Source organism: Pseudomonas sp. LB-090624, from assembly GCF_003205205.1.
In the GTDB taxonomy this organism is placed as follows: Bacteria; Pseudomonadota; Gammaproteobacteria; order Pseudomonadales; family Pseudomonadaceae; genus Aquipseudomonas.
Genome location: NZ_QJRL01000004.1, coordinates 158,239 through 184,230, shown reverse-complemented (window position 1 = coordinate 184,230; position 25,992 = coordinate 158,239). Strand labels below are relative to the sequence as shown.

The 25,992-nt window shown below is 62.8% G+C and carries 29 protein-coding genes; 18 read left to right on the top strand and 11 right to left on the bottom strand.

The window, feature by feature from the left end:
- Nucleotides 1-6 precede the first annotated feature (6 nt).
- From DMX11_RS06515 to DMX11_RS06505, 3 genes are read left to right on the top strand one after another with little or no spacing between them, the layout of a single operon-like run.
- Complete coding sequence (locus DMX11_RS06515) at nucleotides 7-786, top strand: 5-oxoprolinase subunit PxpA (protein ID WP_110743744.1); 780 nt, start codon at nucleotides 7-9, stop codon at nucleotides 784-786.
- Nucleotides 783-1,469, top strand: coding sequence for a 5-oxoprolinase subunit PxpB (gene pxpB / locus DMX11_RS06510; protein WP_110743743.1), 687 nt, complete (start codon nucleotides 783-785; stop codon nucleotides 1,467-1,469). Before DMX11_RS06515 ends, pxpB begins: the two co-directional genes overlap by 4 nt.
- Nucleotides 1,466-2,383 (top strand): biotin-dependent carboxyltransferase family protein, encoded by a 918-nt coding sequence (locus tag DMX11_RS06505; RefSeq protein WP_110743742.1) that lies wholly within the window; start codon nucleotides 1,466-1,468, stop codon nucleotides 2,381-2,383. The genes pxpB and DMX11_RS06505 overlap by 4 nt, the downstream gene beginning before the upstream one ends.
- 52 nt (nucleotides 2,384-2,435) lie before the next feature.
- Here DMX11_RS06505 and DMX11_RS06500 read toward each other — a convergent pair whose 3' ends face one another.
- From DMX11_RS06500 to DMX11_RS06490, 3 genes are all read right to left on the bottom strand, one after another.
- Nucleotides 2,436-3,614 (bottom strand): VWA domain-containing protein, encoded by a 1,179-nt coding sequence (locus tag DMX11_RS06500; RefSeq protein ID WP_110743741.1) that lies wholly within the window; start codon nucleotides 3,612-3,614, stop codon nucleotides 2,436-2,438.
- A 13-nt stretch (nucleotides 3,615-3,627) separates the two neighbouring features.
- The gene (locus tag DMX11_RS06495; RefSeq protein ID WP_110743839.1) at nucleotides 3,628-4,473 is read right to left on the bottom strand and encodes a MoxR family ATPase; all 846 of its coding nucleotides are present in this window, start codon (nucleotides 4,471-4,473) and stop codon (nucleotides 3,628-3,630) included.
- Nucleotides 4,474-4,629: 156 nt separating this feature from the next.
- A complete protein-coding gene (locus DMX11_RS06490) occupies nucleotides 4,630-5,703 on the bottom strand; it encodes a DUF748 domain-containing protein (protein ID WP_110743740.1) in 1,074 nt (357 codons plus the stop codon).
- A gap of 134 nt (nucleotides 5,704-5,837) precedes the next feature.
- Here DMX11_RS06490 and cysK point away from each other — a divergent pair, with 134 nt between their 5' ends.
- The 4 genes from cysK (at nucleotide 5,838) to DMX11_RS06475 (ending at nucleotide 9,260) form a co-directional block, all read left to right on the top strand.
- Nucleotides 5,838-6,812, top strand: coding sequence for a cysteine synthase A (gene cysK, locus DMX11_RS06485; protein ID WP_110743739.1), 975 nt, complete (start codon nucleotides 5,838-5,840; stop codon nucleotides 6,810-6,812).
- A gap of 173 nt (nucleotides 6,813-6,985) precedes the next feature.
- The gene (locus DMX11_RS06480) at nucleotides 6,986-7,921 is read left to right on the top strand and encodes an aspartyl/asparaginyl beta-hydroxylase domain-containing protein (protein WP_110743738.1); all 936 of its coding nucleotides are present in this window, start codon (nucleotides 6,986-6,988) and stop codon (nucleotides 7,919-7,921) included.
- A gap of 179 nt (nucleotides 7,922-8,100) precedes the next feature.
- Nucleotides 8,101-8,262 carry a hypothetical protein gene (locus tag DMX11_RS25950; protein ID WP_158286156.1) on the top strand — a complete coding sequence of 54 codons (162 nt, stop codon included), beginning with the start codon at nucleotides 8,101-8,103 and terminating at the stop codon, nucleotides 8,260-8,262.
- A 116-nt stretch (nucleotides 8,263-8,378) separates the two neighbouring features.
- Complete coding sequence (locus DMX11_RS06475; RefSeq protein WP_110743737.1) at nucleotides 8,379-9,260, top strand: DMT family transporter; 882 nt, start codon at nucleotides 8,379-8,381, stop codon at nucleotides 9,258-9,260.
- Between the two features lie 3 nt (nucleotides 9,261-9,263).
- Here DMX11_RS06475 and DMX11_RS06470 read toward each other — a convergent pair whose 3' ends face one another.
- On the bottom strand, nucleotides 9,264-9,722 hold the full coding sequence (locus DMX11_RS06470; protein WP_110743736.1) for a DUF4265 domain-containing protein: 459 nt from the start codon (nucleotides 9,720-9,722) through the stop codon (nucleotides 9,264-9,266).
- Between the two features lie 208 nt (nucleotides 9,723-9,930).
- Complete coding sequence (locus DMX11_RS06465) at nucleotides 9,931-10,806, bottom strand: DMT family transporter (RefSeq protein ID WP_110743735.1); 876 nt, start codon at nucleotides 10,804-10,806, stop codon at nucleotides 9,931-9,933.
- Nucleotides 10,807-10,963: 157 nt separating this feature from the next.
- Between DMX11_RS06465 and aceK the strand changes: the two genes are divergently transcribed.
- Nucleotides 10,964-12,679: a bifunctional isocitrate dehydrogenase kinase/phosphatase gene (gene aceK / locus DMX11_RS06460; protein WP_110743734.1), complete on the top strand. Its 1,716-nt coding sequence runs from the start codon at nucleotides 10,964-10,966 to the stop codon at nucleotides 12,677-12,679.
- A 141-nt stretch (nucleotides 12,680-12,820) separates the two neighbouring features.
- On the opposite strand, the gene DMX11_RS06455 is transcribed toward aceK, so the two are convergent.
- Entirely contained in the window at nucleotides 12,821-13,684 is an 864-nt protein-coding gene (locus tag DMX11_RS06455; protein WP_110743733.1) for a DUF6279 family lipoprotein, read from the bottom strand.
- A 129-nt stretch (nucleotides 13,685-13,813) separates the two neighbouring features.
- Between DMX11_RS06455 and DMX11_RS06450 the strand changes: the two genes are divergently transcribed.
- Nucleotides 13,814-14,650: a S1 RNA-binding domain-containing protein gene (locus DMX11_RS06450; RefSeq protein WP_110743732.1), complete on the top strand. Its 837-nt coding sequence runs from the start codon at nucleotides 13,814-13,816 to the stop codon at nucleotides 14,648-14,650.
- On the opposite strand, the gene DMX11_RS06445 is transcribed toward DMX11_RS06450, so the two are convergent.
- Both DMX11_RS06445 and DMX11_RS06440 read right to left on the bottom strand, forming a co-directional pair.
- Complete coding sequence (locus DMX11_RS06445) at nucleotides 14,651-15,031, bottom strand: hypothetical protein (RefSeq protein ID WP_110743731.1); 381 nt, start codon at nucleotides 15,029-15,031, stop codon at nucleotides 14,651-14,653.
- Between the two features lie 129 nt (nucleotides 15,032-15,160).
- Nucleotides 15,161-16,633, bottom strand: coding sequence for a nitrous oxide reductase family maturation protein NosD (locus DMX11_RS06440; protein ID WP_110743730.1), 1,473 nt, complete (start codon nucleotides 16,631-16,633; stop codon nucleotides 15,161-15,163).
- Nucleotides 16,634-16,876: 243 nt separating this feature from the next.
- Here DMX11_RS06440 and DMX11_RS06435 point away from each other — a divergent pair, with 243 nt between their 5' ends.
- From DMX11_RS06435 to def, 3 genes are all read left to right on the top strand, one after another.
- Nucleotides 16,877-17,056, top strand: a complete 180-nt coding sequence (locus tag DMX11_RS06435) for a CsbD family protein (RefSeq protein WP_110743729.1) — start codon at nucleotides 16,877-16,879, stop codon at nucleotides 17,054-17,056.
- A 194-nt stretch (nucleotides 17,057-17,250) separates the two neighbouring features.
- Nucleotides 17,251-18,210, top strand: a complete 960-nt coding sequence (locus tag DMX11_RS06430; RefSeq protein WP_110743728.1) for a YihY/virulence factor BrkB family protein — start codon at nucleotides 17,251-17,253, stop codon at nucleotides 18,208-18,210.
- Nucleotides 18,207-18,743: a peptide deformylase gene (gene def / locus DMX11_RS06425; protein ID WP_110743727.1), complete on the top strand. Its 537-nt coding sequence runs from the start codon at nucleotides 18,207-18,209 to the stop codon at nucleotides 18,741-18,743. Before DMX11_RS06430 ends, def begins: the two co-directional genes overlap by 4 nt.
- Here the strand turns inward: def and DMX11_RS06420 are convergent.
- On the bottom strand, nucleotides 18,698-19,066 hold the full coding sequence (locus DMX11_RS06420; protein WP_110743726.1) for a GNAT family N-acetyltransferase: 369 nt from the start codon (nucleotides 19,064-19,066) through the stop codon (nucleotides 18,698-18,700). The two genes, def and DMX11_RS06420, sit on opposite strands and share 46 nt — an antisense overlap.
- 354 nt (nucleotides 19,067-19,420) lie before the next feature.
- On the opposite strand from DMX11_RS06420, the gene DMX11_RS06415 reads away from it, so the two are divergent.
- From DMX11_RS06415 to DMX11_RS06395, 5 genes are all read left to right on the top strand, one after another.
- Nucleotides 19,421-19,678 (top strand): DUF2790 domain-containing protein, encoded by a 258-nt coding sequence (locus tag DMX11_RS06415; RefSeq protein WP_110743725.1) that lies wholly within the window; start codon nucleotides 19,421-19,423, stop codon nucleotides 19,676-19,678.
- Between the two features lie 246 nt (nucleotides 19,679-19,924).
- A complete protein-coding gene (locus tag DMX11_RS06410) occupies nucleotides 19,925-20,350 on the top strand; it encodes a nuclear transport factor 2 family protein (RefSeq protein ID WP_110743724.1) in 426 nt (141 codons plus the stop codon).
- Between the two features lie 44 nt (nucleotides 20,351-20,394).
- Nucleotides 20,395-20,739 carry a YciI family protein gene (locus DMX11_RS06405; RefSeq protein WP_110743723.1) on the top strand — a complete coding sequence of 115 codons (345 nt, stop codon included), beginning with the start codon at nucleotides 20,395-20,397 and terminating at the stop codon, nucleotides 20,737-20,739.
- A gap of 21 nt (nucleotides 20,740-20,760) precedes the next feature.
- Nucleotides 20,761-21,246, top strand: a complete 486-nt coding sequence (locus tag DMX11_RS06400) for an SRPBCC family protein (RefSeq protein WP_110743722.1) — start codon at nucleotides 20,761-20,763, stop codon at nucleotides 21,244-21,246.
- Nucleotides 21,246-22,484: an RNA polymerase sigma factor gene (locus DMX11_RS06395; RefSeq protein ID WP_110743721.1), complete on the top strand. Its 1,239-nt coding sequence runs from the start codon at nucleotides 21,246-21,248 to the stop codon at nucleotides 22,482-22,484. The genes DMX11_RS06400 and DMX11_RS06395 overlap by 1 nt, the downstream gene beginning before the upstream one ends.
- A 65-nt stretch (nucleotides 22,485-22,549) precedes the next feature.
- On the opposite strand, the gene DMX11_RS06390 is transcribed toward DMX11_RS06395, so the two are convergent.
- Both DMX11_RS06390 and DMX11_RS06385 read right to left on the bottom strand, forming a co-directional pair.
- Nucleotides 22,550-23,020 (bottom strand): MaoC family dehydratase, encoded by a 471-nt coding sequence (locus DMX11_RS06390; RefSeq protein WP_016488563.1) that lies wholly within the window; start codon nucleotides 23,018-23,020, stop codon nucleotides 22,550-22,552.
- Between the two features lie 34 nt (nucleotides 23,021-23,054).
- Nucleotides 23,055-23,999: an alpha/beta hydrolase gene (locus DMX11_RS06385; RefSeq protein WP_110743720.1), complete on the bottom strand. Its 945-nt coding sequence runs from the start codon at nucleotides 23,997-23,999 to the stop codon at nucleotides 23,055-23,057.
- Between the two features lie 218 nt (nucleotides 24,000-24,217).
- Here DMX11_RS06385 and fadD2 point away from each other — a divergent pair, with 218 nt between their 5' ends.
- Nucleotides 24,218-25,906, top strand: coding sequence for a long-chain-fatty-acid--CoA ligase FadD2 (gene fadD2 / locus DMX11_RS06380; protein WP_110743719.1), 1,689 nt, complete (start codon nucleotides 24,218-24,220; stop codon nucleotides 25,904-25,906).
- Nucleotides 25,907-25,992 lie beyond the last annotated feature (86 nt).

Below are 25,992 nucleotides of genomic sequence, written 5' to 3'. Positions count from 1 at the left end.
AGGCATATGCACAACAACAACGGAGGCCGTGTGGTGGAACGCCTGCTACTCAATTGCGACATGGGCGAGAGTTTCGGCAGCTGGCGCATGGGCCTGGATGCCGAGGTCATGCCGTACATCGATTGCGCCAACATCGCTTGCGGATACCATGCCGGTGACCCCGGTATCATGCGCCGCACCGTGGCCCTGGCGCTGGAGCACGGGGTAACCATCGGTGCCCACCCGGCCTACCCGGACCTGGTCGGCTTTGGTCGCCGCTCCATGGCCTGCAGCGCCGAGGAAATTCGCGACCTGCTGCACTACCAGATCGGTGCGCTGGACGGCATCTGCAAAGTGCTGGGTACTCGCGTGGCTTACGTGAAGCCCCATGGCGCGTTGTACAACGACATGATGGCCGACCCGCTCAAGCTGCGTACTGTGCTGGAGGCGGTGGCGGCCTACGACAGCAACCTGCCGCTGATGTTGATGGCCACGGCTGACAACCGCGCCGCCCAGGCGTTGGGCGATGAAATCGGCGTGCCGCTGTGGTTCGAAGCGTTTGCCGACCGCGCCTATACCGCCAGTGGCCACCTGGTGTCGCGGCGCTTGCCGGGCGCGGTGCACCACGACCCTGCGCTGGTGGTAGATCAGGCCGTGCGCCTGGCCCGCGGCGACACGTTGGTGGCGGATGATGGCAGCGCCTTGAGGCTGGTAGCCAGCACCCTGTGCGTGCACGGCGACAACGACAGTTCGGTGGCGGCGGTGCGGCAGATTCGCCAGGCCCTCGATGCTATGGCGTCGCGATGAGCTTGCGCATCGAAGTCGTCGCCGTCGACAGCCTGATGGTGCGCCTGTTCGAACGTATCGACGAGGCCAACATGCCGTGGATCCTCGCGGCCAGCCAGCGCTTGCGGGCGGCGTTTGGCAAGCACCTGCTCGATCTGGTGCCGTCCTACACCACGCTGATGGTGCAGTTCGACCTGCCGCCGGGCGAGGCGAGGGGGCTGATAAACCATGCACTGGACGCGCTGCAGCCAGACGCCGGCAGTGGTGGCCGCCGTCACGAAATCCCGGTGTGGTATGACGCCAGCGTCGGCCCGGAACTGCCAGTACTCGCAGCCCGCAGCGGGTTGAGCGAGGCCGAGGTGGTCCGCCTGCACAGCGAGCGCGAATACCCGGTTTTCGCCTTGGGCTTCGCCCCCGGTTTCGGTTTCATGGGCCTGGTCGACGAACGCTTGGCCAGCCCGCGCCTGAGTACGCCGCGCAAACGGGTGGCGGCGGGCAGCGTCGGAATCGCCGAGCGGCAGACGGCAGCCTACCCGGCGGTATCGCCGGGTGGCTGGAACCTGATCGGGCGCACCCCGGTGCGGTTGTTCGACCGTGAGCGTGAAGGCTATAGCTTGCTGCAACCCGGTGACCGAGTGCGCTTCGTGGCGATTTCGCGCAGCGAATTCCTGGCCTTGGGCGGTGATGCGGAGGCGCAGGGATGAAGCAATTGAAGATCGAGGCCAGTACGCCGCTGTGCCAGTTGCAAGATGCCGGGCGCTTCGGCGTACGCCACCTGGGCGTGACCCAGGGCGGGGCGCTGGACTGGGTGGCGATGCACTGGGCCAACTGGCTGTTGGGCAACACCCTGAGCGCGCCCGTGGTCGAGGTGGCGTTGGGGGGCTTCAGCATGGTGGCGGAGCAGGATTGCGTGCTGGCACTGGCCGGTGCCGACCTGGATGCGCAGGTCGATGATAAGCCGCTGATGCCTTGGCGCAGTTTTGCCTTGGGCAAAGGGCAGCGGTTGACCCTCAAGCAGCCGAAAGTGGGTGTGCGGGCCTATCTGGCGGCACCTGGCGGGTTCGTGGGCCAGAATGTGTTGGGTAGCTGCGCCACGGTTGTGCGGGAAGAACTGGGTGGTATCGATGGTCAGGGGACTGCGCTCGCTAAAGGCCAGATACTGGCCTTCGGCGGTACTGCGGCAAACCTGCGTGAGGTGCCGGAAGCGTTGCGCCCGGGCCATGAACAGCAGCCTGTGCTTGACCTGGTGATGGGCGCGCAGATTGGTGATTTCAGTGGTAGCAGCCTGTTCGAGGCGTTCAACCGCGAGTGGACCCTGGACAGTCGCGCCGACCGTATGGGCATCCGTTTGTTGGGGCCCCAGCTGGTCTACCAGGGCGCGCCGATGATTTCCGAAGGCATCCCGCTGGGGGCGGTACAGGTGCCGCCGGACGGGCAGCCGATCGTGTTGCTCAATGACCGGCAGACCATTGGCGGCTACCCGCGGCTGGGCGCGCTGACGCCACTTGCGCTGGCGCGACTGGCGCAGTGCATGCCGGGGGCGGTGGTGCGGTTCAGGGCCGTGGTGCAGGACGAGGCCTGGCGCGAGCAGCAGGTATATCTGCAACGCTGGCGGTGACGCTGCCGGCCCTTTCGCGGTTTTACCCGCGAAAGGGCCGGCACAGGCAACTTCACTTGGACAGGTACCGCATCCCTTCCTCTAGCCCCTGCAAGGTCAGCGGGTACATCTTGTCCTCGATCAGGTCGCGTATCAGATGGGTCGAAGCGGTGTATTCCCAGGCTTGCTTGGGGTACGGGTTGATCCAGATGATCTTCTTGAATTTCTCCATGAAGCGCTGCAGCCACACGTAACCGGCCTCTTCGTTCCAGTGCTCCACGCTGCCACCGGGCTGGGTGATTTCGTAGGGGGCCATGGCCGCATCGCCGACGAACACCACTTTGTAGTCGTCGCCGTACTTGTGCAGCAGGTCGAAGGTGGAATAGCGCTCCGAGGTGCGGCGCAGGTTGTTCTTCCACACCGACTCGTACACGCAGTTGTGGAAATAGTAGTACTCCAGGTGCTTGAACTCGGTCTTGCAGGCCGAGAACAACTCCTCGCAAACCTTGACGTGGGCGTCCATCGAGCCGCCGATGTCGAACAGCAGCAGCAGCTTCACCGTATTGCGCCGTTCCGGGCGCATCTGGATGTTCAGCAGCCCGGCGTCACGGGCGGTGTGGTCGATGGTGCCGTCGATGTCCAGCTCTTCGGCGGCGCCTTCACGGGCGAACTTGCGCAGCCGGCGCAGGGCCAGCTTGATGTTGCGCGTGCCCAGCTCGACCTGGTCGTCGAGGTTCTTGTACTCGCGCTGGTCCCACACCTTCACTGCCTTGCCCTGGCGCTTGCCGGCGTCGCCGACGCGGATGCCCTCGGGGTTGAAGCCGCCGGAGCCGAATGGGCTGGTGCCGCCAGTGCCAATCCACTTGTTGCCGCCGGCATGGCGTTCCTTTTGCTCCTCGAGGCGTTTCTTGAATTCCTCGATCAGTTTATCCAGGCCGCCCAGCGACTGGATCTGCGCACGCTCTTCATCGCTGAGCGAGCGCTCGAACTCCTTGCGCAGCCAGTCTTCCGGGATCAGCGCCTCGATGTGCCGGTCGAGGTTTTCCAGGCCCTTGAAGTAGGCAGCGAAGGCCCGGTCGAACTTGTCGAAGTGGCGTTCATCCTTCACCAGGATGGCGCGGGCGAGGTAATAGAACTCGTCCATGTCGGCGAACACCACGCGCTTTTGCAGGGCGTGGTGCAGGTCGAGCAGTTCACGCACCGACACCGGCACTTTGGCCGCGCGCATTTCATTGAACAGGTTGAGCAGCATGGCCCGGCTCCTGTCAGCGGTTGCCGCGCCGGCTCATGAAGGCCAGGCGTTCGAGCAGTTGCACATCCTGCTCGTTCTTTACCAGCGCGCCGGCCAGCGGCGGGATGGCCTTGGTCGGGTCGCGTTCGCGCAGCACCGCTTCACCGATGTTGTCGGCCATCAGCAGCTTGAGCCAGTCGACCAGCTCGGAGGTGGACGGTTTTTTCTTCAGGCCCGGCACCTTGCGCACGTCGAAGAACACGTCCAGCGCCTCGCTGACCAGCGACTGACTGATGTTCGGGTAGTGCACGTCGACGATCTGCTGCAGGGTGTTGCGGTCCGGGAAGGCGATGTAGTGGAAGAAGCAGCGGCGCAGGAACGCGTCCGGCAGCTCCTTTTCGTTGTTCGAGGTAATGATGATGATCGGGCGCTGCTTCGCCTTGATGGTCTCGTCGATTTCGTAGACGTAGAACTCCATCTTGTCGAGTTCCTGCAGCAGGTCGTTGGGGAACTCGATGTCGGCCTTGTCGATTTCATCGATCAGCAGGATGACCCGCTCCTCGGCCTCGAAGGCCTCCCACAGCTTGCCCTTCTTGAGGTAGTTGCGCACATCGTGGACCTTGTCCACGCCCAACTGCGAGTCACGCAGGCGGCTGACCGCATCGTACTCGTAGAGGCCCTGGTGAGCCTTGGTAGTGGATTTGATGTGCCAGGTGATCAGGCGTGCACCGAACGAGGCTGCCAGTTGCTCGGCGAGCATGGTCTTGCCGGTGCCGGGTTCGCCCTTGACCAGCAGTGGGCGTTCGAGGGTGATGGCCGCGTTTACTGCCAGTTTCAGGTCGTCTGTGGCGACGTAGTCGCGGGTGCCTTCGAACTTCATGGGCTTGGTCCTCTGCGGGTTGCCTGCCTTGGCCTTACCGCCGGCCAGCCAGAACAGGCAACGCTTGATGGTGATTTGCCAACGACTATAACGCGAGCATGGGCAGCTGCAAACGCAGACCGGGTATTCAGTCCCTGAATGGCCCGTCACGTCCATTCAGTCAGACTTTGGCGCCGGTTGTTCATAGCGCGCATTGAACGCCTGGATAAACCCGTTGCGCAGGATCTGCAAGAACGCCTCGAACGCGCTGATGTTTTGCTTGTGCACGCTGCCACTGAGCTCTACCCGGGTTGCAAACTGGTTTTTCGGCTGGTTCTTCAACACCGTCTCGGTGGCCCCCACCAGTGCTTCCCACACCGAGCGGAAGAAACCTTTGTCCTTTTCCGCGACGTCCTGCTGCCAGTCGAACACATCCACATCGCGCAGCAGCGGCTTGATGTAGCCATTCAGCCGGCCATTCTCCGCCTGGGCCTCGATCACCACGTCGCCATGCCCGGCATTGAAGTCGAATTTGCCGTAGGCGCTGGCAAAGTCGTTGAGCTTGCGCAATTCGATACCGGTGGCGCGAAGGCGAAACTCGAAATCATCGAAGTCACTGAATGGGTCGAACGTGGCACGGCTTTCCACCTTGGCGTCGCCTGCTATCAGCGCGGTGCCTGCAAAGCTGGCATCACGCCGGCCTTTCTGGTCGCGGACATTGGTCAGGTTGCGGATACTGGCGTCCAGCCGGGTGGCCTTGAGATCGACTGGCGGCCTGGAATTGAAGTTGCGAAAGGTCAGGGTGCCATTTTCGATGTGCACCTCGTTCAGGGTAATCGGCAGCAGCTTGTCCAGTTGTCGCCGCCAGTCGGTGCCTTGGCCGGTTTGCGACGCCTGCTTGCTGCCGCCGTCGACGAAGTTCAGTTCGGGCCGGTCGAAGGTCACTTCGGCCACCACGGCCTGGTCGTAGATCAGCGAATGCCAGCTCACCGACAGGTCGATCAGCGGTGCATCCAGCAACGGCACCGGCACCTTGCCGCTGGTCTTGACGATCTTCAGCCCGTTGATCTGGTAGGCGCCACGCCACCAGGCCAGGTCCACATCGGCTACCTGGCCACGGTAGTCGCCCATGTCGGCCAGTTTGTCGTTCAGGTAGTCGCGCACCAAGTAGGGCAGGGCCAGGTGCAACGCCACCAGCAGCGCGACCAGGCTGGCCAGGCCGATCAGCGGCCAGCGATAACGGGCTCTCATCGGGGGGTCTCCAAGGCAGGATGTGCGGTTGACCGCAATGCGCCCGGCTGAGTTCTAACAGGCTTTACGGGCCATCGGCCCGGGCTTACCCTTGAGGTCTTTCCCTGCTTGTTTTCATGCCAAGGACCCCTGCCATGAGCCGTATCTTTGCAGACAATGCCCACTCCATCGGCAATACGCCGCTGGTGCAGATCAACCGTATCGCCCCGCGCGGGGTAACCATCCTGGCCAAGATCGAAGGGCGCAACCCGGGCTATTCGGTCAAATGCCGCATTGGCGCGAACATGGTCTGGGATGCCGAGAGCAGCGGCAAGCTCAAGCCGGGCATGACCATCGTCGAGCCGACCTCGGGCAACACCGGCATCGGCCTGGCCTTCGTCGCCGCCGCCCGTGGCTACAAGCTGATGCTCACCATGCCTGCCTCGATGAGCCTGGAGCGGCGCAAGGTGCTGAAGGCGTTGGGCGCCGAGCTGGTGCTGACCGACCCGGCCAAAGGCATGAAGGGCGCCATCGAGAAAGCCAACGAAATCGTCGCCTCCGACCCGGCCCAGTACTTCCTGCCTGGCCAGTTCGAAAACCCGGCCAACCCGGCCATCCACGAAAAGACCACTGGCCCGGAAATCTGGAACGACACCGACGGCGCGGTCGACGTGCTGGTGGCAGGCGTGGGTACCGGTGGCACCATCACCGGCGTATCGCGCTATATCAAGCATACCCAAGGCAAGGCGATCACTTCGGTGGCGGTGGAGCCGGTAGCCTCGCCACTGATTACCCAGACCCTTGCCGGTGAAGAGCTCAAGCCCAGCCCGCACAAGATCCAGGGCATCGGTGCTGGCTTCGTGCCGCAAAACCTCGATCTGTCGATCGTCGACCAGGTGGTAACGGTAACCGACGAAGAATCCAAGGCCATGGCCATCCGCCTGATGCAGGAAGAGGGCATCCTCTGCGGCATTTCCTGTGGCGCAGCAATGGCTGCGGCCGTTCGCCTGGCGGAAAAACCGGAAATGCAGGGTAAGACCATCGTCGTAATCCTGCCGGATTCCGGCGAGCGCTACCTGTCCAGCATGTTGTTCAGCGACCTGTTCAGCGAGCAGGAAAACCAGCAGTAATCGGCCTTGCCGCTGACGCCGCGCAATGTTCGGCGGCCAGGTTTATTGCAAAATCTTCATGAATGCGATCCCGCCCGGGCTGTTTTTACCTCGGCGGGATCGGTTTATGATGGCAGGATGATTTTCCGGAGAGCAGGCCGCGCAGCCCTGGCTCTTCTCCAAGGAGTGAAAGCATGACCTTTTCCTTTGCAGCCAAGGCGGGTGTCTTGCTGGTGTTTTTCGGCAGTGTGCTGTTCGTGCACCTGCGCGGCAAGGCTCGCCTGCCGGTGTTGCGCCAGTTCGTCAACCATTCGGCGCTGTTTGCCCCGTATAACGCCTTGATGTACCTGTTCTCCGGCGTGCCGTCCAAGCCTTACCTGGACCGGCAGCGTTTCCCCGAGCTGGATGTGCTGAAGGACAATTGGCAGGAAATCCGCGAGGAGGCCATGCGTCTGTTCGACGAGGGCTACATTCGCGCTGCCGAAAAAGACAACGACGCCGGTTTCGGTTCGTTCTTCAAAAAGGGCTGGAAGCGCTTTTACCTGAAATGGTACGACAAGCCCCTGCCTTCGGCCGAAACCCTATGCCCGCGTACTGTCGAACTGGTCAGCAGTATCCCCAACGTCAAGGGTGCGATGTTCGCCCTGCTGCCCGGCGGCAGCCATCTGAACCCGCACCGCGACCCCTTTGCCGGTTCGCTGCGCTACCACCTGGGGCTGTCCACCCCGAACTCCGACGCCTGCCGCATCTACGTCGATGGTGAGCAGTACGCCTGGCGTGACGGCGAAGACGTGATGTTCGACGAAACCTACGTGCACTGGGTCAAGAACGAGACCGATGTTACCCGGGTGATCCTGTTCTGCGACATCGAACGCCCGCTGAGCAGCCCGCTGATGACCCGTATCAACCGCAAGGTCAGCGCCTTCCTGGGCCGCGCGACCGCGCCGCAGAACACCGATGACGAGCGTGTGGGCGGGATCAACCAGGCGTATGCCTGGAGCAAGCGCTTCAGCAACAAGATCAGCACCCACGTGAAGCAGTTCAAGCGCGCCAACCCCAAGGCCTACCGCGTACTGCGGCCCGTGCTGGCGGTGGTGGTGGCTTACCTGCTTTACCGCTGGTTGTTCTAAGGCAGGCCTGGGCGCTTCGCGGGTAGACCCGCTCCCACCCGGACCGCGCAAACTTTGCACCATGCGCGGTCCCTGTGGCGGCGGGCTTGCCCGCGAAGGGGCCGGATCAGGCTGTTGCCCAACCCTTGATTCACCGCTATATTCCAGAACACCTACCTTCTTCGAAGACCGACCCGATCATGCCAGCCAACCCTTCCACCACACGCTTTGCCCTCGCGCCAGTCGCGGGCATGGTCGTGCGTGGCAGCCAGCAGCCGGTCATGATCAGTCACTACCCACCACCTGTCAGTGGGGTTGTAGGCGGCGTAGCTCCGCCGCTTTGCGTGGTCGTGCTGGGCTGAGCGGCTTCTTGCTGCAGCCTTTCGCACACGCAACCTACTGAACACGGTCGGCGCCTTCCTCCGCTGAAGCGCACGCTGGCCGTCTGGCTTCTTCGCCTTATACCAGGTGGCAATACATGTCTGTTTTCAACAAAGCATCCGTGGCCTCGGCGGCCACTACGAGCCTGTTCGTACTGCTGTGGAGCAGCGGCGCGATCGTCTCCAAGCTGGGCGTGGCGCATGCCAGCCCGTTCGCATTCCTGTTGTTGCGCTCGGCCCTGGCCCTGACTGGCCTGCTGCTGATCGGGCCGTTACTGGGGTTGCGCTGGCCGCGCAGTCGCGGGGCCATCCTGCGCGCCCTGGGAACCGGCTGCGTGCTGCTGGGCGCTTACCAGATCTTCTATCTGTTAGCGCTCAACACCCATGTCACCCCCGGCGTAATGGCCACGGTGATGGGCGTGCAACCGATCCTTACCGTGGTACTGATGGAGCGCCAGCGCTCCTGGAGCCGGTTGTTCGGCTTGGGCCTGGGGCTTGGCGGACTGGTGATGGTGGTCTACCAAGGCATCAACCTGGGTGGGGTATCGCTGCTCGGCATGCTGTTCGCACTGTTGGCGCTGGCCAGCATGACCTTTGGCTCGATCCTGCAGAAGCGCATTACCGACAACCCAATGGGCACGCTGCCATTGCAGTACATCGCCGGCTTTGCCCTGTGCGCGGTGTTCGCGCCGCTGCAACCGCTGCACGTGGAATGGACCGGCGGCTTCGTCGGCGCGCTGTTGTGGATGGGGTTGGTGGTGTCGCTGCTGGCGACCCTGTTGCTGTATCGGTTGATCGCCAAGGGCAATCTGGTCAACGTCACTAGCCTGTTCTACCTGGTGCCGGCGGTGACTGCGGTGATGGACTTGCTGATCTTCGGCAACCGACTGGCGCCGCTGAGCCTGCTGGGCATGGGGCTGATCGTGGTCGGTCTGCTGTTCGTGTTCCGCAAGCCGGCGGCGCGGCTGGCCGAGGCGTAACGCCTAGCGGAATTCTTCGGGGATGGTGTGGCGCAACACGCCTTCCTCGAAGTCCAGGGTGCCGGCTTCGCGCTGGGTCAGCAGGTAGTAGAGCAGGGTGTCGAGGGCGCGCGCTGGCGGGACTTCGACGGCCAGCATTCTCACGGCCGGTTCGGCCTGGCACGGGCAGCCGAACTCTTCGATGGCCGTGCGTACCTGTTCCAGTTCGGCGGCGGTCTTCACCCGAACGCGAAACACCGAAGCGCCACCGCTCTGTTGCAGGGCAGCGAACCAGGATTGCTCACCGTCCTCGGTGGTGTCGATGATGTCGCCGGGAGCGATACCGTAGGTGTAAAAGGGCAGGCTATCGACCTGGAAGCCCGTTGCGGTGCGTTTTGCCCACAGGCCTTCGACCGAGGCCGGCGGGTAGCCGTGGGCGTCCTGCTCAAGGCGCCAGAGCACGATCTTGTAGTCGGAGGGCATGAGGTGACAGGTGAGTTGAATGGGGGCTTATCCTAAAGCCGTTTTGTCGCCCTGTCTGCGATATTCTTGAACCCGCACTGTTCGGCATACGCAGGGCTGTTGCAGAAGCGGCCTTGCGTTGCGAAAGGGGCGCAAAGCGCCCCCAGCGATTCAGAAGTAATAGCCGATGTCGATGTTGCTCCGGTAATACCAGTCATTGCTGGGTCGATCAGCTGCGCGCGGGCTTCAGCACCATCCACAGCGCCAGACCGATCAGCAGGCCGCCATACAGGTGCGCCATCGACAGAGGCTCGTCCAGCAGCCAGGCGCCCCAGAGCACGCCGAAAGCGGGAATCAGGAAGGTAACGGTACTCGCCTTGACGGGGCCGATCTCGGCCAGCAGGCGGAAGTACAGAATGTAGGCGAAGGCAGTGCACAGCAGGCCCAGGCCCAGCAGTGACAGCCATACCTGCCAGCCGCCCCAGCTCGCCGGTGGCTGGGTCAGGGCGCTCCAGGTGAACAGCGGGCTCATCATCAAGGTAGCACCGAGCATGCTCCCCAACGCCGACAGGCGGCTGTCCAGGCCGCTGATCCAGCGCCGCGCGAGGAAGCCGGCAAACCCGTAACAGGTCGTGGCCGCAAGGCAGGCGAGGGCGCCTTGCACCAGGGCCATGTCCAGCGCCACCGGGCCGGCGCCGCTGAGGATGCCGACGCCGAACAAACCGAGGAAGATGCCGCCGAGCTTGGGCAGGGTCATGGCCTCACGGAAGAACAGGGCGCCGATCAGTACGCCCATCAGCGGGGTGGTGGCGTTGAAAATGGCTGAATAGCCGGCGGGCAGCACTTGTGCGGCCACCGAATAGAAGGTCGCCGGGATCCCTGAGTTGATCATGCCCAGCACCAGGCAGGCGCCGAGCTTGCCGTCGAAGTGCCAGCGCACCCGGGTGGCGGCGAGGATCACGATCAGGCCCAGGCAGGCAATGGCAACGCGGAAGAACGCGGTGGGGATGGTGCCCAGTTCCGGGGCGATGATGCGCATGAACAGGAAACTCGCCCCCCAGACGGCGGCCAAGGTCAGCAGGCGGGCTAGGGCGATGGGGCTCACAACGGTCTCCGGAGGCAGGGCAGGGGCGCGAGTGTACGCCAGGGGGCGGGGGGATTCTTGTGCTTTCTTGCGCGGTAAACCTGCTGGGGCGCAATCGCCGGCATATCCACTGGGGGAGGCTAAGCTCTCTATCTCACCTTGCACCGAGGCGCCCCCCATGCCCCAACCCTGGCCCGCTGTCGAAATCGCCCGGACCATCCTCGCCGGCTTCGACGACTACCGCGACCATTTCCAGCGCATCACCCTCGGGGCTCGTCAGCGCTTCGAGCAGGCGCAGTGGCAGGCTATCCAGCAGGCCGCCGCCGCGCGCATCAATCTGTATGAAGAAAAGGTCGCTGAGGTCAACGGCTGGCTGCGTCATGCCTTTGCCGCAGCAGTACTACTGGACGTGGAACAGTGGCCGCTGGTGAAAAATGCCTACATCCACCTGATCGACCCGCGGCTGGACGACGAGTTGGCCGAGACCTGGTACAACTCGCTGTTCTGCAGCCTGTTCAGCCACGACCTGATCAGTGACGGCTGCATGTTCATCCACACCACCCGACCGTCCATGCGCGGCCGTGAGCGTGCTGCGCAAACCCGCACCTACACGCTTGCCGGCGGCCTGCAGGGCATGTTGCGAGCTATCTTCGCTGATTACCCGTTCGACGTACCTTACGGTGACCTGGAAGGCGACCTGGCTCGCCTGGAAGCGCAGCTGCGCGAATGCCTGCCCGACTGGGTGTGCAAGGACCCGGCCCTGGCCGTGGAGCTGTTCGTGCCGGTGCTGTACCGCAACAAGGGCGCTTACCTGGTCGGTCGCCTGTACAACAGCGACGAGCAGTGGCCTTTGGTAATTCCTTTGTTGCACCGCGAGGGCCACGGCATCGAGGCCGATGCGTTGATTACCGACGAGGCGGAAGTGTCGATCATTTTCTCGTTTACCCGCTCGTACTTCATGGCAGATGTGCCGGTGCCGGCGGAATTCGTCAACTTCCTCAAGCGCATTCTGCCGGGCAAGCACATTGCCGAGCTGTATACCTCGATCGGTTTTTACAAGCAGGGCAAGTCGGAGTTCTACCGCGCCCTGATCAATCACCTGGCCAGCAGTGACGACCGCTTCGTCATGGCGCCCGGGGTGCGTGGCATGGTCATGAGCGTGTTCACGTTGCCGGGCTTCAATACCGTGTTCAAGATCATCAAGGACCGCTTTGCGCCGTCGAAGACGGTTGACCGTGCCACGGTGATCGACAAGTACCGGCTGGTGAAAAGCGTCGACCGGGTGGGGCGGATGGCGGATACCCAGGAGTTTGCCGATTTTCGCTTTCCGCGCAGCAAATTCGAGCCGGAGTGCCTGGCCGAGTTGCTGGAGGTGGCGCCGTCGACGGTGGAGGTGGAGGGCGACACGGTGCTGATCCGCCATTGCTGGACCGAGCGGCGCATGACCCCGCTTAACCTGTACCTGGAGCAGGCGAGCGAGGGCCAGGTGCTGGAGGCTCTGGAGGATTACGGCCTGGCCATCAAGCAGCTGGCGGCGGCAAACATCTTCCCCGGTGACATGCTGCTGAAGAATTTTGGCGTTACCCGTCATGGCCGAGTGGTGTTCTATGACTATGACGAGATCAGTTTCCTGACCGAAGTGAACTTCCGCCACATTCCACCGCCGCGTTACCCGGAGGACGAAATGTCGGGCGAGCCGTGGTATTCGATCGGGCCGCATGACGTGTTCCCCGAGGAGTTTCCGCCATTCCTGTTTGCCGATATCGGCCAGCGGCGGTTGTTCAGCCGGTTGCACGGGGAGTTGTATGACGCCGACTACTGGAAGGGGCTGCAGGCGGCAATACGCGAGGGGAAAGTGATCGATGTGTTCCCCTATCGGCGCAAGGGACGGTGAATCTGCTTGATCAGGGACTGCACGGTGACTGAGCCTGTGCATCAGCTGTGGGAGATTGCCCAGCCCCTTGGGCTGCGCTGTCACGCTTAGAGCACCGGTCACTGTGGGGTTGACCCGCGAAGAGGCCAGGCCTGCTTTGCACTATTGGCCTTTCAAACACTTCAGCTCACTGAAATTGGAACGCACCTTATCCAGGCGCTCTTGCAGGAATCGCCGCTGCTGCGGGGTGCTCTGCTGCACCAGGTCCACCAGCAGGCTGCGCGCCTGCTGCTCGGTATTTTGGTAAGCCGCCCGGTACTCCGGCGTCCACAGGCTTTCCTTGCGCTGCAACAAGGTTGCCAGGCGCGGCTCGAAGCTGGCGTCGTTGCGCTGGTTCATCGCCAGCAGCAACTGCTGCTGCCAGTGAGCGCGGTTGGCGATCCATTCCCGGTTCTGGTCGCCCAGCGCCGTGGACCAGGCCTGGACCCGCTGCTTCTGGGCTGGCGTCAACTCGCCAAACCATGGAGTCAGGCGTTTCTCCATGCGCTCGCTACGCCGGGCGATCTGTTTTGGCAGCGGGGTGTCCACATACTTTTTCTGCCGCTCATCGATGTCCTCGCGGAACGCCTCGCGCATCTCCGCCACCTGGGCGTCGCTCATGCCGCGCAGCAGTTCGGTGGCCGATGGGGTGATTGCTTCGGCGACCCGGCCAATCGCCTGGCGGGCTTCACGGGTGCGCTGCTGCAGGGCCTGGTCGGTAACCTGATCATCCGCGACCATGTCGCGTACCCGGTCCAGCCAGTCGAGGTAACCGGGCAGCTGAGTCTTGCAATGCCAGGCCAGGTGCTCCTTCAGGCGGTCGTCGAGCAGGGCCTTCTGTTCGCGGTTCATGTCCAGGTAGTCGCCCAGCGACCACGGCACCAGGCGGTCGAGGTTGCGGTAGGCCAGGTCCATGCGGCTGCAGGCGGCGAGGGCCAGGGCAAGACCGATGGTGACAAGCAGGGCTTTGGACAGGCGAAGGGGCATGTGCTGTTCCTTGCTGAGGCTGCCCGATGGTAGACGCAAGTGGAGGCTGACGGTTCCACTGCATCGGCGGTCGGGCAGCGCGCTGGCTTCAGGTGTAGAATAGCCGCCTTGACTTGAGGATCATTGGAAATGGCTCTGCTTGGGCGTTACAACAGTTTGCAAATCGTGAAACACGTGGACTTCGGTCTGTACCTGGACGGCGGCCCCGATGGCGAGATCCTGCTGCCAGGGCGCTACATCCCGAAAAACGCCGAGACCGAAGTGGATGACTGGCTGAACGTGTTCATCTACCTGGACAGCGAAGACCAGCTGATCGCCACCACCGAAAAGCCCAAGGTGCAGGTCGGTGAGTTTGCCAGCCTCAAGGTCAAGGACATCAACGGTGCCGGCATCTTCCTCGACTGGGGCCTGTCCAAGGACCTGCTGATGCCGTATTCGGAAGAAGCGCGGCCACTGAAGATCGGCGACTATTGTGTGGTGCACGTTTACCTCGACAAGCGCACCCGCCGTATCACCGCCACCTCGCGTCTGGACCGCTACCTCGACGTCGCCCCGGCCGACTACAAGGTGGGCCAGCCGGTCGAGCTGCTGGTGGCAGGCGAAACCCCGATGGGCTTCAAGGCCATCATCAACAACCGCCACTGGGGTCTGATCCACAAGAACGAGGTGTTCAAGTTCCTGCGTTCGGGCATGCACGAGAAAGGCTTCATCAAGGAGCTGCGCCACGACGGCAAGATCGCCCTCAGCCTGCAACCGGTGGGTGCGGCGCTGGCCGACAGCCTGCAAGAGCAGATCATGGCGCGTCTGGAAGCTGAAGGCGGGGTGCTGGGCGTGTGTGACAAGAGCGACCCGGCGTTGATCAGCAAGCTGTTCAACGTCAGCAAGGGCAACTTCAAGAAGGCGATTGGCGGGTTGTTCAAGCAGGGCCTGATCGTCATCCATGACGATCGCATCGAAAAGGCTTGATCAGGCCTGCACGAAGGTGCTGAAGTCCAGCTGCTCACCACCCGGACGGGTGTCGCGCAACAGCGAGTCGCGGTCGGCGCTGAGGGCCAGGCTGATGGTGGAGCGACGCTTGCCGGGCTTGCGCACTTCCATCCGCTCCAGGTGCGCCTTGAGGAAATTGGTAGGCACCTTCAGGTGCTGTAGCTCATCGCTTTCCGGGGTGTGCAGCAGCAGGTTGACCCAGTCAGCCTGGCCCTTGCCCAGCAGCGCCACCGGCACTTCGAACCACCACAGGTGGCGTTTGTGATCGAGGATGGCGAACAAGGTGTTGCTGCTGTTCAGCACCGGGCGGGCCAGTGCTTCGTTGCGCCGGGCGATGGCGGCGGGTTTGTCGAGTTTCATGCAGGTTCCTGCGGGTTGACGCTATGAAGGCCTGCATTGTGAGGGGTGGCGGTTAGTGGGGCAAGGTTTGCCATCTGCTTTACCTGTTCCGGCCTCTTCGCAGGCTTGCCCGCAAAGAGGCCGGTAGCCTTATCGCCGAACCGGCAAGCTCAACTCGGAAGTGGCCCCATCAGCGGTAGTGACAGTCGCAGTGAAGCTGCGCAACCCGTCCACGTTCTCCAGCACCTGGGCAAACCGCGCCAGCCCTTGGTCGTCGCTGTTCACTAGCACCTCCCCAAGGTACTGCTCCGCCTCGGTGCCTTCTGCCTCGGCGTTACCAAAAAACTCCACCCGCAACAGGCTCGACGCCGGCCCTTGCACTTCTCCGCGCAGCACATTGCCCTGAAGTGTCACCAGCCGAGGCGCCTGCTGGTTGTGGTTAGGCAGCGGCAGGCATGGCTTGGGCTCGCCTTGGGCGTCGCAGATGATCGCCTGGTCCTGCTTTGGCAGGTCAGCCCCGACCCCGCGTGAACCCACGTACAACGCATGCGCCTGGGCCGGCACGCCAAACACGATCGCGCCTGTGCGCTGGCCAGGCACGCAAGAACCGCCCGCCTCGCAACGGCGGATGTCCTGGCTGTTGCCCCAGATGCGGTTGCCGCTCAGGCGCGTGGCGGTTACTGCCGGCTCGGGGCGCAGGGCCACGCCAATGCGGTTGCCGTGGATCAGGTTGGCGTCGAGGATATTGCCCTCGCCGGTAACGCTGACGCCGATCGAGTTGCCGCTGAAGGTGTTGGCGGCCAGGTAGTTGCGTTTGCCCCAGTTGATCTGCAGGCCGTCAGAGTAGTTCTCGAAGCGGTTGTGCACCACGCTGTTGTCGTTGCCCAGCAGAATCTCGATGCCTTGGGAGGGCTCGGGGTTGGCGGCAGTAGAGCGGAACAGGTTGTCGGCCACCAGGTTGAATGCCGCGCCACGGGTCAGCTCCAGGCCGTCGCCATTGTCGATCAGCTGGTTGCGCAGCACCTTGTTGTTGTTCGTGGTGGTAGCGGTGGGGTCACCGGCGCCATCGTCACCGGTCAGCATGATGCCAGCGCCGCCTTTATTGGCGACGATGCGGTTGTCTTCGATCACGTTGCCACTGGCGCGGTTGACCAGGATGCCGATGCAGAAGTTGCGTACCTCCAGGCCGCTCAGGTGCACGCCCTGGGTGTCTCGCAGCACCAGCCCGGGGTTGGTGGTGGTGCGCACGTTGGTGCCGAACTGGCCGGGCAGGGCGCCGGGGCAGGTGCGCACGCCCTGGTCCTTGATGTACGCCGAACCGTCGATGGCGATGTATTGGCCGTCGTGGGCCCAGGGCAGGCCGGTGATGCTTACCGGGCCCTTGATTTCCGGCAGCGCGCGGCTGGGGCGGATGACATAGGGCGGCTTGCCGACCGCAGCGATGTCGATGCGGTAGTGGCCGGGGTTCTGGTTGCTGGTTTCGATGGCCCAGCGTAGCGATCCGGGCTGGCCGTCGTCGGCGTAACGCTCGACACGCAGGGTTTCGGGGCTGGCCGGTGCAGCGGCCAGGGCGGGCAGGGGGAGCAGTGGCAGCAATGCCACCAGCGCAGGCATCAAACGCATGGGTGCGGGTATCCGGAAACATTGTTCTTGTGGTGTGCCAGCCTGCTTGGGGCGGACCTTTGCGGGGCATTCTAGGGCAGCTGCGCAGGCTGCGTAGCGCTACCAGGGCGATTTGGTGCGGTATTCGCCCGCAGCTTTACCGCTCGGCTCGTGGCTGGAAAATCCGTTGAAACTCTTGGAGAGGGTGTTGGGTCCACCCTCTGTCGACACGGTTCACGTGTCTCCATTTGCAGGAGTTTTGCCATGAGCGGTACTAAAGACAAAGCGAAAGGTCTGGCCAACGAAGCGATCGGCAACGTGAAACAGGGTGTTGGCAAAGTGACCGACAATGACAAGCTGCGCGCCGAGGGCAAGGCGCAGGAGCTCAAAGGCGAGGCGCAGCAGGTCAAGGGTGACATCAAGGATGCGGTGAAGAAGCCTTGATGTGAGAAGGCCTGTGCCGGCCTTTTCGCGGGTAGACTCGCTTTAACAGGGCCCCCAGCGTGCCTGTGGTTTCACCCGCGAAGAGGCCGGCTTTATCGTCAGTAAATTCTTCAAGCACGGCAGGGAGCAGCACGGCATCGACACGGTCTATTAGACTTGTCTGTTGAATCGATCAAGCGGCGAAAGGAGACGCTATGATTTTTTCCGCCCTGCAGGGCTTGCCCTTGCACCGCGTGCTGGTGCGCACCGTCAAGGAATTCCTCGACGATGAGATGTCCACCTACGCCTCGGCGCTGGCTTACCAGGCGCTGTTTTCGCTGTTCCCGTTCCTGCTGTTCCTGATTGCCCTGATCGGTTTCCTGCACCTCCCCGACTTCTTCTCCTGGTTGCGCCTGCAATCGGAACTGGTGTTGCCGCCGCAAGCGCTCGAGCAGGTGAACCCGGTGATCGACCAATTGCAGCAGTCCAAGGGTGGGTTGTTGTCGGTGGGTATCGTGATTGCGTTGTGGACCGCGTCGGCCGGCGTGCGGCTGATGATGAGCGCCATGAACGCCGCCTACGACGTGCCTGAAGGCCGGCCGGTCTGGAAGCGCATTCCCCTGTCCATTTTCTACACCGTGGGCCTGGCCGGCATGCTGCTGGCGGCTGCTGCGCTGATGGTGCTAGGCCCTCAGGTGATGGAGTGGATCGCGTCGCAGGTGGGCATGCAGGAGTTCATCGTCACCTTGTGGACCATCCTGCGCTGGCCTGTGATCGTCATCCTGTTGATGGTGGCGGTGGCGTTGATCTACTACGTGATGCCTGACGTAAAGCAGAAGTTTCGCTTTATCACCCCGGGCTCGGTGCTGGCGGTGGTGGTATGGATCGTCGCCTCGCTGGGCTTTGCCTACTACGTGAAAACCTTCGCTGACTACAACGCCATGTACGGCAGCATTGGTGCAATCATCGTGCTGTTGCTGTATTTCTATATTTCGGCCGCCGTGCTGCTGCTTGGCGCCGAAATGAACGCGGTGATCGAGCACATGTCGAGCGAGGGCAAGAACCCTGGTGAGAAAGATTTCGAAGGGCACAAGGCCCCGGAAACCATCACCGTGCTGGGTCATGAGCACCCGCAACCGAGCCAGCACCAACCTTCCGAGCCGAACCCCAGATGATCCGTGACATCCTCAAGATGGGCGATGAACGCCTGTTGCGCATCGCTCCACCGGTGCCCGAGCACATGCTCGGCAGTGCCGAACTGCAGCAACTGATCGACGACATGTTCGAAACCATGCGCCATGTCGGCGGCGTGGGCCTGGCTGCGCCGCAGGTCGGCATCGACCTGCAACTGGTGATCTTCGGCTTTGAACGCAGCGAGCGTTACCCGGATGCCGAAGCAGTGCCGCAGACCATCCTGCTGAACCCGGTCATCACGCCGACTTCAAGCGAGATCGAGGACGGCTGGGAAGGCTGCCTGTCGGTGCCCGGCTTGCGTGGCGTGGTCCCGCGCTTCAAGCATATCTGTTACGAAGGTATCGACCCTCAAGGCAACCCGATCAGCCGCTTTGCCGATGGTTTCCATGCGCGGGTGGTGCAGCATGAATGCGACCACCTGATCGGGCGTCTGTACCCGTCGCGTATCCAGGACTTTGCCAAGTTCGGCTACACCGAGGTGCTGTTCCCCGGGCTCGAAGCCAGCGACGACTGACCCCGCTGCAACGCCACCAGCCGTTTGCTGCGCTGGTAGCGTTGCAGGCGGTTAGCCAGGCTGTCTGGCAACTGCTGGGCCAGGTCGAAACCCAGGCGTTGATAGAAGGGCGCCAGGTCCGGGTGGCAGAACAGCCAGGTCGGCCCGTCAGTCTGTGCCAGCGCCGCCTCGACCAGGCGCCCGGCCACACCTTGGCTGCGCCGCTGTGGCGCCACGAACAGCCCGGTCAGCCAGAAACCCTCGCCCACTTTGCTCAGGCTCAGCCCGGCGATGATACCCGGCCCCCTGGTTACCCACAGGTCGGCGTCGCTGGCCGCACGCATGCGTGAGCCGTGCTGGCGGTAAAAATGGTCCAGCAGCCGGCGTTCGGGGTCCGAAAGCTTTGAACACGATAAATTTTCAGAAATGACGCGCCCTACCCTGAAAGCTGGCCAGAGGCTCTGGCCTGAAGATTTGCGGCCACTTTGTCGCAGATTGTTGCAAATCCGGCAAGGGTGAATATCCGAGTTCGGGGTTCAACTATTGTTGGCCGGGAGTAGACTTTTATTCATCCCCCCTGGCAGTACGAAGCGGGATCGGTACTTCGTGCCATCTTCACCGTAGATGGCAACTTCTCCGCGCCGGATACGGCAATAGAAGTCAATCGATCAGCTTGAACGCTCAAAAGGCAAAACCACATGAAACCATTACTGATTCTTGCATTGGTCGGTATGTCCTCGTTCGCCCTCGCCGATGAGGCCCAACCTGTCTCCAGCCAGCCTGTGGCCCAGCAGTACGACTATTCGATGAACCTGGACATCAAGCGGGTGATCAACCTGTCGACCATCCCCAATGTCTGCGAAGTGGTACCTGCGACCATGACCTATGAAGACCACCAGGGCCAGGTGCATACCATCCAGTATCGTGCCATGGGTGAGGGTTGCCAGCAGGGCTGACGGCAGGTCAGGCGATCCAGGTGGTCGCCGCAGCCTCTTCACCGCCTGTGGGATCGAGCACCGCCCGCGCGGCGCTCGATCTCCCAGACGCCCAACCCCTGAGAACATTCACCAGCTAGGCCCTGATGCATGCTCTCAGCATAAAATAATCTCCACCTCTGTCGATTCCACCTTCCTCCATTCGACCATGAGTGAAGGCACGCGCGCAGTGTGCCAAAACACCCTGTCCTGTCGGAGGAACCCCCGATGAGCACCGCAGCCGAAACCGAGATCCGCCAATTGATCGAGCGCTGGATGCAAGCCGTGCGCGATCGCGACATCCCCAACATCACCGCCCCCTACGCTGACGATATCGTCGCCTTCGATGCCATCCAGGCCCTGCAGTTCAAGGGTAAGGCCGCCTACACCGCGCACTGGCAAATGTGCATGGGCATGTGCCCCGGTGCCATGGTCTTCGAACTTGCCGAACTGACCGTGCATGCCTCCGGTGATTTGGCCCTGGCCCACTGGCTTAACCGCTGCGGGCCGGCTGACGACGAGAGCCAGTGCGGCTTCATGCGCGCCACCGTGGGTTATCGTCGCCAGGCGGGTCAATGGCAGGTTGTCCATGAGCATTGGTCAGCCCCCTTCGACATGCAAACGCAAAAAGCCCTGTTCGATCTCAAGCCCTGAGCCGTTATCGCCAAACGCACTTTGCCAATGCCCTGGAGGCGACCATGAAATACCTGTGCCTGGTCTATTGTGACGAGGGGCTGTTGCATAGCCTGCCCGACAGCCCGGAAGACGCCGAGTGCATGGCCTACGCCGAGGCCATTCATGGCTCCGGGCGAATGCTCGCAGCCGAGGCGTTGAAGCCAGTGCAGACAGCCACCACCGTGCGAGTACGCAACGGGCACATGAGTCTGACCGACGGCCCTTTCGCTGAAACCAAAGAGCAGCTGGCCGGTTTTTACCTGGTGGAGGCCCGCGACCTTAATGAAGCGCTGAACATCGCCAAGGGCATCCCCGCCGCCAGAGTGGGCAGTGTCGAAGTGCGACCAGTGCGCGAACTGCAACTTTGACTGCCACGGAGAACTACCAGCATGAGCCTTGCACCCCCTGCGCAAGCGCAACACGAGTTGTCTATCAGCCGCCTGATCGACGCGCCACCGGCCAAGGTGTTCCGCGCCTGGACCGAACCCCGGTGGCTGATGCAGTGGTGGGGGCCGCACGGCATGACCACCCCTGAGTGCGAGATGCAGTTGTGGGCCGGTGGCCTGTTCCGCACTCTGATGCGGGCACCGGATGGCAGTGAGTACCCGAACCAGGGCGTTTTTCTGGAAATTGCCGCGCCGCGCCGTCTGGTATTCACCGATGCCTTCGGCCCTGGCTGGGTCCCCTCGAACAAGGCGTTCATGACTGCCGTGATCAGCTTTGACGAGGAGCTGGACAAAACCCGCTATACCGCCCGCGCCTGGCACTGGAGTGCCGCTGATTGCCGGACCCATGAGGAAATGGGCTTCTACCAGGGCTGGGGAGAAAGCCTGGACCGCCTGGTGGAGGTGGTGACCCAGCGGATGCCCGACTGATGGCGGCACTGGTGCAGGTACGCGCCGAGCTCGAGGCAGTGTACCGGCTGGAGTCGCGGCGCATCCTGGCGACGCTGATCCGCCTGCTGGGGGACTTCGACCTGGCCGAGGAGGCCATGCACGATGCTTTCTTCATCGCTGTCGAGCGCTGGCAACGTGACGGGATCCCTGCCAACCCGCGGGCTTGGCTGGTGTCCACCGGGCGTTTCAAGGCCATCGATGCGCTGCGTCGGCGCGCCCGCTTCGACCGCTCCCAGGCCGACCTGAGCATGCTGCTCGACAGCCAGGCACAGGACCCCAGCGAAGAAGAATTGCTGGCGGATGACCGTTTGCGGCTGATTTTTACCTGTTGCCACCCGGCCCTGTCGGCTGATGCCCAGGTGCCGTTGACCCTGCGCGAAGTCTGCGACCTGACCACCGAGCAGATCGCCCACGCCTTCCTGCAAAGCCCGGCCACCATCGCCCAGCGCATCGTCCGTGCCAAGGCCAAGATCCGCGATGCCGGCATCCCTTACCAGGTGCCGGAGCTGAGCGAACTTCCCGAGCGCCTGGAAAGTGTGTTGCGGGTTATCTACCTGGTGTTCAACGAGGGGTATTCAGCGTCTTCGGGTGAGGCTCTTTTGCAGCAGGACCTGAGCGATGAAGCCATCCGCCTTGCGCGGTTGTTGGTGCAGTTGATGCCTGACCCTGAAGCGGTCGGCTTGCTGGCCCTGATGCTGCTGCACGCCTCCCGGCAGCAGGCACGCACCGATGCCGATGGCAACCTGGTGCTGCTGGAGCAGCAGGACCGGAGTCTGTGGAACCGGGAGCGCATTGCCGAAGGCTGCGAGTTGGTGCGCCAGGCCCTGCAGAGCCGGGCCTTTGGTGCCTACACGGTGCAGGCGGCTATTGCCGCGGTGCATGCTGAAGCGGCCACCGCAGGTGAAACGGACTGGGCGGAAATCGTCGGCCTGTATGACGTGTTGCACCGGCATTGGCCGTCAGCGGTGGTGGAGCTGAACCGGGCGGTGGCACTTGCGAAGCGGGATGGGCCGGAGGTTGGCCTGCGCGAAGTCGAAGGGATTCTGGCGCGCGGTGAACTGCTGGACTATCACCTGGCGCATGCGGCGCGGGCCGAGCTGCATTACCAGCTGGGGCAGGTGGGGGAGGCGCGTGCGGCCTGGCTGCAGGCGCTGGCGCTGACCCGGCAGGCGCCGGAGCGGCGGCATATCGAGCAGCGGCTGAAAGTCATCGAGTGATGTTGGCTGCGCTGGAATCTTCGCGGGTTTACCCGCGAAGAAGCCGGTGCGGTCTACATCAATCTTCAGCTAGCCACGAAATTCGGTGGCGACACCAGCTCGACGGTCTGCTGCTTGCGCGGGGCAAGGATCTCGGCCTCGCCCTGCACCACCAGCTCATCGTTCTGGTTGTACACATTGGTGGCAATACGCACCTTGAACTTGGGCAGCTTCTCGAGAATTTCCAGGCGCACGGTCAAGGTGTCGCCGATTTTAACCGGCTTTTGGAAGCTCATCTGCTGGCCCAGGTAGATGGTGCCAGGGCCGGGCAGGGTGCAGGCCACTGCCGCACTGATCAGCGCGCCGCTGAACATGCCATGGGCAATACGCTCGCGGAACATGCTCTTGGCGGCGAACTCGGCATCCAGATGAACCGGGTTGTGGTCACCGGACATCGCGGCGAACAGCTGGATGTCACGTTCTTCAACGGACTTCTTGTACTCGGCCGTCTGGCCAACTTCGAGGGCTTCGTAAGGCGTGTTGGTGACCTGGGACATCGGTGCTTCCTTAAGCGTTGGGCGAGGGCAGCGATCATTCACTGCGCACGGGGCGGCCAAGGGCCAGCGCCTGTTCAAGCCAGCCGAGAATATCGGCGGTGACCTCGTCACGGTTGGTTTCGTTGAGTACTTCATGCCGCGCTTCAGGGTAGACGCGCAGCTGGACATGTCGATTGCCGGTCGCGCGCAGCGCGTCAGCCAGGTGGGTGAGACGCTTGCCGGCACTGACCGGATCACATTCTCCTCCAATCACCAGCATCGGCAGGTTCGGATCGATTTGCGCGAGGTTACCCGGCTTGCTGATTTGCGCCAAGCCTTGCAGCAGGTCGAGCCAAAGCTGGTTGCTGCAGCGAAAGCCGCACAGCGGGTCGTTGACGTACAGGTCGACCTCGACCGGGTCGCGGCTGAGCCAGTCGAATGCGGTGCGGGTAGGGGTGAAGGGCTTGTTGAACGAACCAAACGACAGCCACTCGATCAGTGCGCTTTTACCCAGCGAACCCTGGCGCCAGGTCTCCAGCCGGGCAATCAGCCGGGCCGCCCGATAAAGCGTTGCCGGCTGGAAGTTGGAGCCGCTGAGAATCGCCCCCTGCAAGCTGGCGCTGTGGTGCAGCAAGTAGGCCTGGGCGATGTAGCTGCCCATGCTGTGGCCGAACAGGAACAGCGGTGTGCACGGGTACTGCTGACCGATGTGCTGGGCCAGCCGGCCGAGGTCGTCGACCACGGCATTCCAGCCATGATGGCGGGCAAACAGGCCGAGGCTGCCCTGCTCGGCCGTGCGCCCGTGGCCACGCTGGTCGGCCGCGAACAGGGCAAAGCCGGCCTCGCTCAACGCGTCGCCCAGCCGCTGGTAGCGCCCGGCATGCTCGGCCATGCCGTGGGCCAGCAACACCACGGCCTTTACCGGCTTGGCCGGCAGCCATTGGTGTACATACAGGCTGCAGTGCTCACTGGCGGGCAGCCAGAAGGCGTCGTGGGGCATGACGGATCCTTGTGCGCAGGGTTACCCGGACAGTGTATGCACAACCGGCCGAATTGCAGGAAGGGCACAAATAAGATTCACAATGTTAATGGCGGCACTTGGCGTGTATGCCATCTCGGGCTTACCTGCTAACGTCGGATCAACGCCTTTTTGCCGGCAGGCGATGAGGTAAAGGACTAAAGGACGCGGTGCAGGTCCAGGCAGAGGAACAATAATAAATGCAAGCCGACTTCTGGAATGACAAGCGCCCTGCGGGCGTGCCATCCACCATCGACATCAATGCCTACACCTCGGTGGTCGAGGTGTTCGAGCGCTCCTGCAAGCGCTTTGCCGACCGCCCGGCCTTCAGCAACCTGGGCGTCACCCTCAGCTACGCGGACCTGGAACGCCATTCGGCAGCCTTCGCCGCGTGGCTGCAGCAGCACACCGATCTCCAGCCGGGTGACCGCATCGCGGTGCAGATGCCCAACGTGTTGCAGTACCCCATTGCCGTGTTCGGTGCCATGCGCGCGGGGCTGATCGTGGTCAACACCAACCCGCTGTATACCGAACGTGAGATGCGCCACCAGTTCAAGGACAGCGGCGCGCGTGCGTTGGTGTACCTGAACATGTTTGGCAAGCGGGTCCAGGAGGTGCTGCCCGACACCGGCATCGAGTACCTGATCGAGGCGAAGATGGGCGACCTGCTGCCCGCCGCCAAGGGCTGGCTGGTCAACACGGTGGTCGACAAGCTGAAGAAGATGGTACCGGCCTACCGGTTGCCCCAGGCCATTGCGTTCAAGCAGGTGCTGCGCCAAGGCCGCGGGCTGTCGCCCAAAGCGGTGCCGCTGAGCCTCGACGATATCGCCGTATTGCAATACACCGGCGGCACCACTGGCCTGGCCAAGGGCGCCATGCTCACCCACGGCAACCTGGTGGCCAACATGCTGCAGGTGCTGGCCTGCTTCTCGCAGCACGGCCCCGACGGGCAGAAGCTGCTCAAGGACGGCCAGGAGGTGATGATCGCGCCGCTGCCGCTGTACCACATCTATGCGTTTACCGCGAACTGCATGTGCATGATGGTCACCGGCAATCACAACGTGCTGATCACCAACCCGCGGGATATCCCCGGTTTCATCAAGGAGCTCGGCAAGTGGCGGTTCTCGGCCTTGCTGGGGTTGAACACGCTGTTCGTCGCCCTGATGGATCACCCTGGGTTCCGCCAGCTGGACTTCTCGGCGCTGAAGGTCACCAACTCCGGCGGCACAGCGCTGGTCAAGGCCACCGCCGAACGCTGGGAGGCCATTACCGGCTGCCGTATCGTCGAAGGTTACGGCCTGACCGAAACCTCGCCGGTGGCCAGCACCAACCCATATGGCCAGTTGGCGCGCCTGGGCACGGTGGGCATCCCGGTTGCCGGCACAGCCTTCAAGGTGATCGACGATGACGGCAACGAACTGCCGCTGGGGGAGCGTGGCGAGCTGTGCATCAAGGGGCCGCAGGTGATGAAGGGCTACTGGCAGCAGCCCGAGGCTACGGCGCAGGCGCTGGATGCAGACGGCTGGTTCAAGACCGGTGATATCGCGGTGATCGACCCGGACGGCTTCACCCGTATCGTCGACCGCAAGAAAGACATGATCATCGTCTCGGGCTTCAACGTGTACCCCAACGAGATCGAGGACGTGGTGATGGGCCACCCCAAGGTTGCCAATTGCGCAGCCATTGGCGTGCCGGACGAGCGTTCCGGTGAGGCAGTGAAACTGTTCGTGGTACCACGTGAGGGGGGGCTGAGCGTGGAAGAGTTGAAGGCCTACTGCAAGGCCAACTTTACTGGCTACAAGGTGCCCAAGCACATCGTGTTGCGCGACTCGCTGCCCATGACGCCGGTGGGCAAGATTCTGCGGCGAGAGCTGCGGGATATCGCGTGATACGTACTCAGCCATTCGCGGGCTTGCCCGCGAATGCTTAAAAACCGCTCTAACAGGCAGAATACAGCCTGATCTGCGACATTTTG

Excerpts from the sequence above, each read along its gene's own strand:
- DMX11_RS06395 (WP_110743721.1), top strand. The coding sequence starts at position 21,246 with ATGGCGGCACTGGTGCAGGTACGCGCCGAGCTCGAGGCAGTGTACCGG.
- def (WP_110743727.1), top strand. The coding sequence starts at position 18,207 with ATGATCCGTGACATCCTCAAGATGGGCGATGAACGCCTGTTGCGCATC.
- DMX11_RS25950 (WP_158286156.1), top strand. The coding sequence starts at position 8,101 with ATGCCAGCCAACCCTTCCACCACACGCTTTGCCCTCGCGCCAGTCGCG.
- DMX11_RS06480 (WP_110743738.1), top strand. The coding sequence starts at position 6,986 with ATGACCTTTTCCTTTGCAGCCAAGGCGGGTGTCTTGCTGGTGTTTTTC.
- DMX11_RS06440 (WP_110743730.1), bottom strand. The coding sequence starts at position 16,633 with ATGCGTTTGATGCCTGCGCTGGTGGCATTGCTGCCACTGCTCCCCCTG.
- DMX11_RS06415 (WP_110743725.1), top strand. The coding sequence starts at position 19,421 with ATGAAACCATTACTGATTCTTGCATTGGTCGGTATGTCCTCGTTCGCC.
- DMX11_RS06450 (WP_110743732.1), top strand. The coding sequence starts at position 13,814 with ATGGCTCTGCTTGGGCGTTACAACAGTTTGCAAATCGTGAAACACGTG.
- cysK (WP_110743739.1), top strand. The coding sequence starts at position 5,838 with ATGAGCCGTATCTTTGCAGACAATGCCCACTCCATCGGCAATACGCCG.
- DMX11_RS06390 (WP_016488563.1), bottom strand. The coding sequence starts at position 23,020 with ATGTCCCAGGTCACCAACACGCCTTACGAAGCCCTCGAAGTTGGCCAG.
- DMX11_RS06470 (WP_110743736.1), bottom strand. The coding sequence starts at position 9,722 with ATGCCCTCCGACTACAAGATCGTGCTCTGGCGCCTTGAGCAGGACGCC.
- DMX11_RS06505 (WP_110743742.1), top strand. The coding sequence starts at position 1,466 with ATGAAGCAATTGAAGATCGAGGCCAGTACGCCGCTGTGCCAGTTGCAA.
- DMX11_RS06400 (WP_110743722.1), top strand. The coding sequence starts at position 20,761 with ATGAGCCTTGCACCCCCTGCGCAAGCGCAACACGAGTTGTCTATCAGC.
- DMX11_RS06475 (WP_110743737.1), top strand. The coding sequence starts at position 8,379 with ATGTCTGTTTTCAACAAAGCATCCGTGGCCTCGGCGGCCACTACGAGC.
- fadD2 (WP_110743719.1), top strand. The coding sequence starts at position 24,218 with ATGCAAGCCGACTTCTGGAATGACAAGCGCCCTGCGGGCGTGCCATCC.
- DMX11_RS06490 (WP_110743740.1), bottom strand. The coding sequence starts at position 5,703 with ATGAGAGCCCGTTATCGCTGGCCGCTGATCGGCCTGGCCAGCCTGGTC.
- DMX11_RS06445 (WP_110743731.1), bottom strand. The coding sequence starts at position 15,031 with ATGAAACTCGACAAACCCGCCGCCATCGCCCGGCGCAACGAAGCACTG.
- DMX11_RS06405 (WP_110743723.1), top strand. The coding sequence starts at position 20,395 with ATGAAATACCTGTGCCTGGTCTATTGTGACGAGGGGCTGTTGCATAGC.
- DMX11_RS06420 (WP_110743726.1), bottom strand. The coding sequence starts at position 19,066 with ATGCGTGCGGCCAGCGACGCCGACCTGTGGGTAACCAGGGGGCCGGGT.
- DMX11_RS06385 (WP_110743720.1), bottom strand. The coding sequence starts at position 23,999 with ATGCCCCACGACGCCTTCTGGCTGCCCGCCAGTGAGCACTGCAGCCTG.
- DMX11_RS06410 (WP_110743724.1), top strand. The coding sequence starts at position 19,925 with ATGAGCACCGCAGCCGAAACCGAGATCCGCCAATTGATCGAGCGCTGG.
- pxpB (WP_110743743.1), top strand. The coding sequence starts at position 783 with ATGAGCTTGCGCATCGAAGTCGTCGCCGTCGACAGCCTGATGGTGCGC.
- DMX11_RS06495 (WP_110743839.1), bottom strand. The coding sequence starts at position 4,473 with ATGAAGTTCGAAGGCACCCGCGACTACGTCGCCACAGACGACCTGAAA.
- DMX11_RS06515 (WP_110743744.1), top strand. The coding sequence starts at position 7 with ATGCACAACAACAACGGAGGCCGTGTGGTGGAACGCCTGCTACTCAAT.
- DMX11_RS06500 (WP_110743741.1), bottom strand. The coding sequence starts at position 3,614 with ATGCTGCTCAACCTGTTCAATGAAATGCGCGCGGCCAAAGTGCCGGTG.
- DMX11_RS06430 (WP_110743728.1), top strand. The coding sequence starts at position 17,251 with ATGATTTTTTCCGCCCTGCAGGGCTTGCCCTTGCACCGCGTGCTGGTG.
- aceK (WP_110743734.1), top strand. The coding sequence starts at position 10,964 with ATGCCCCAACCCTGGCCCGCTGTCGAAATCGCCCGGACCATCCTCGCC.
- DMX11_RS06435 (WP_110743729.1), top strand. The coding sequence starts at position 16,877 with ATGAGCGGTACTAAAGACAAAGCGAAAGGTCTGGCCAACGAAGCGATC.
- DMX11_RS06455 (WP_110743733.1), bottom strand. The coding sequence starts at position 13,684 with ATGCCCCTTCGCCTGTCCAAAGCCCTGCTTGTCACCATCGGTCTTGCC.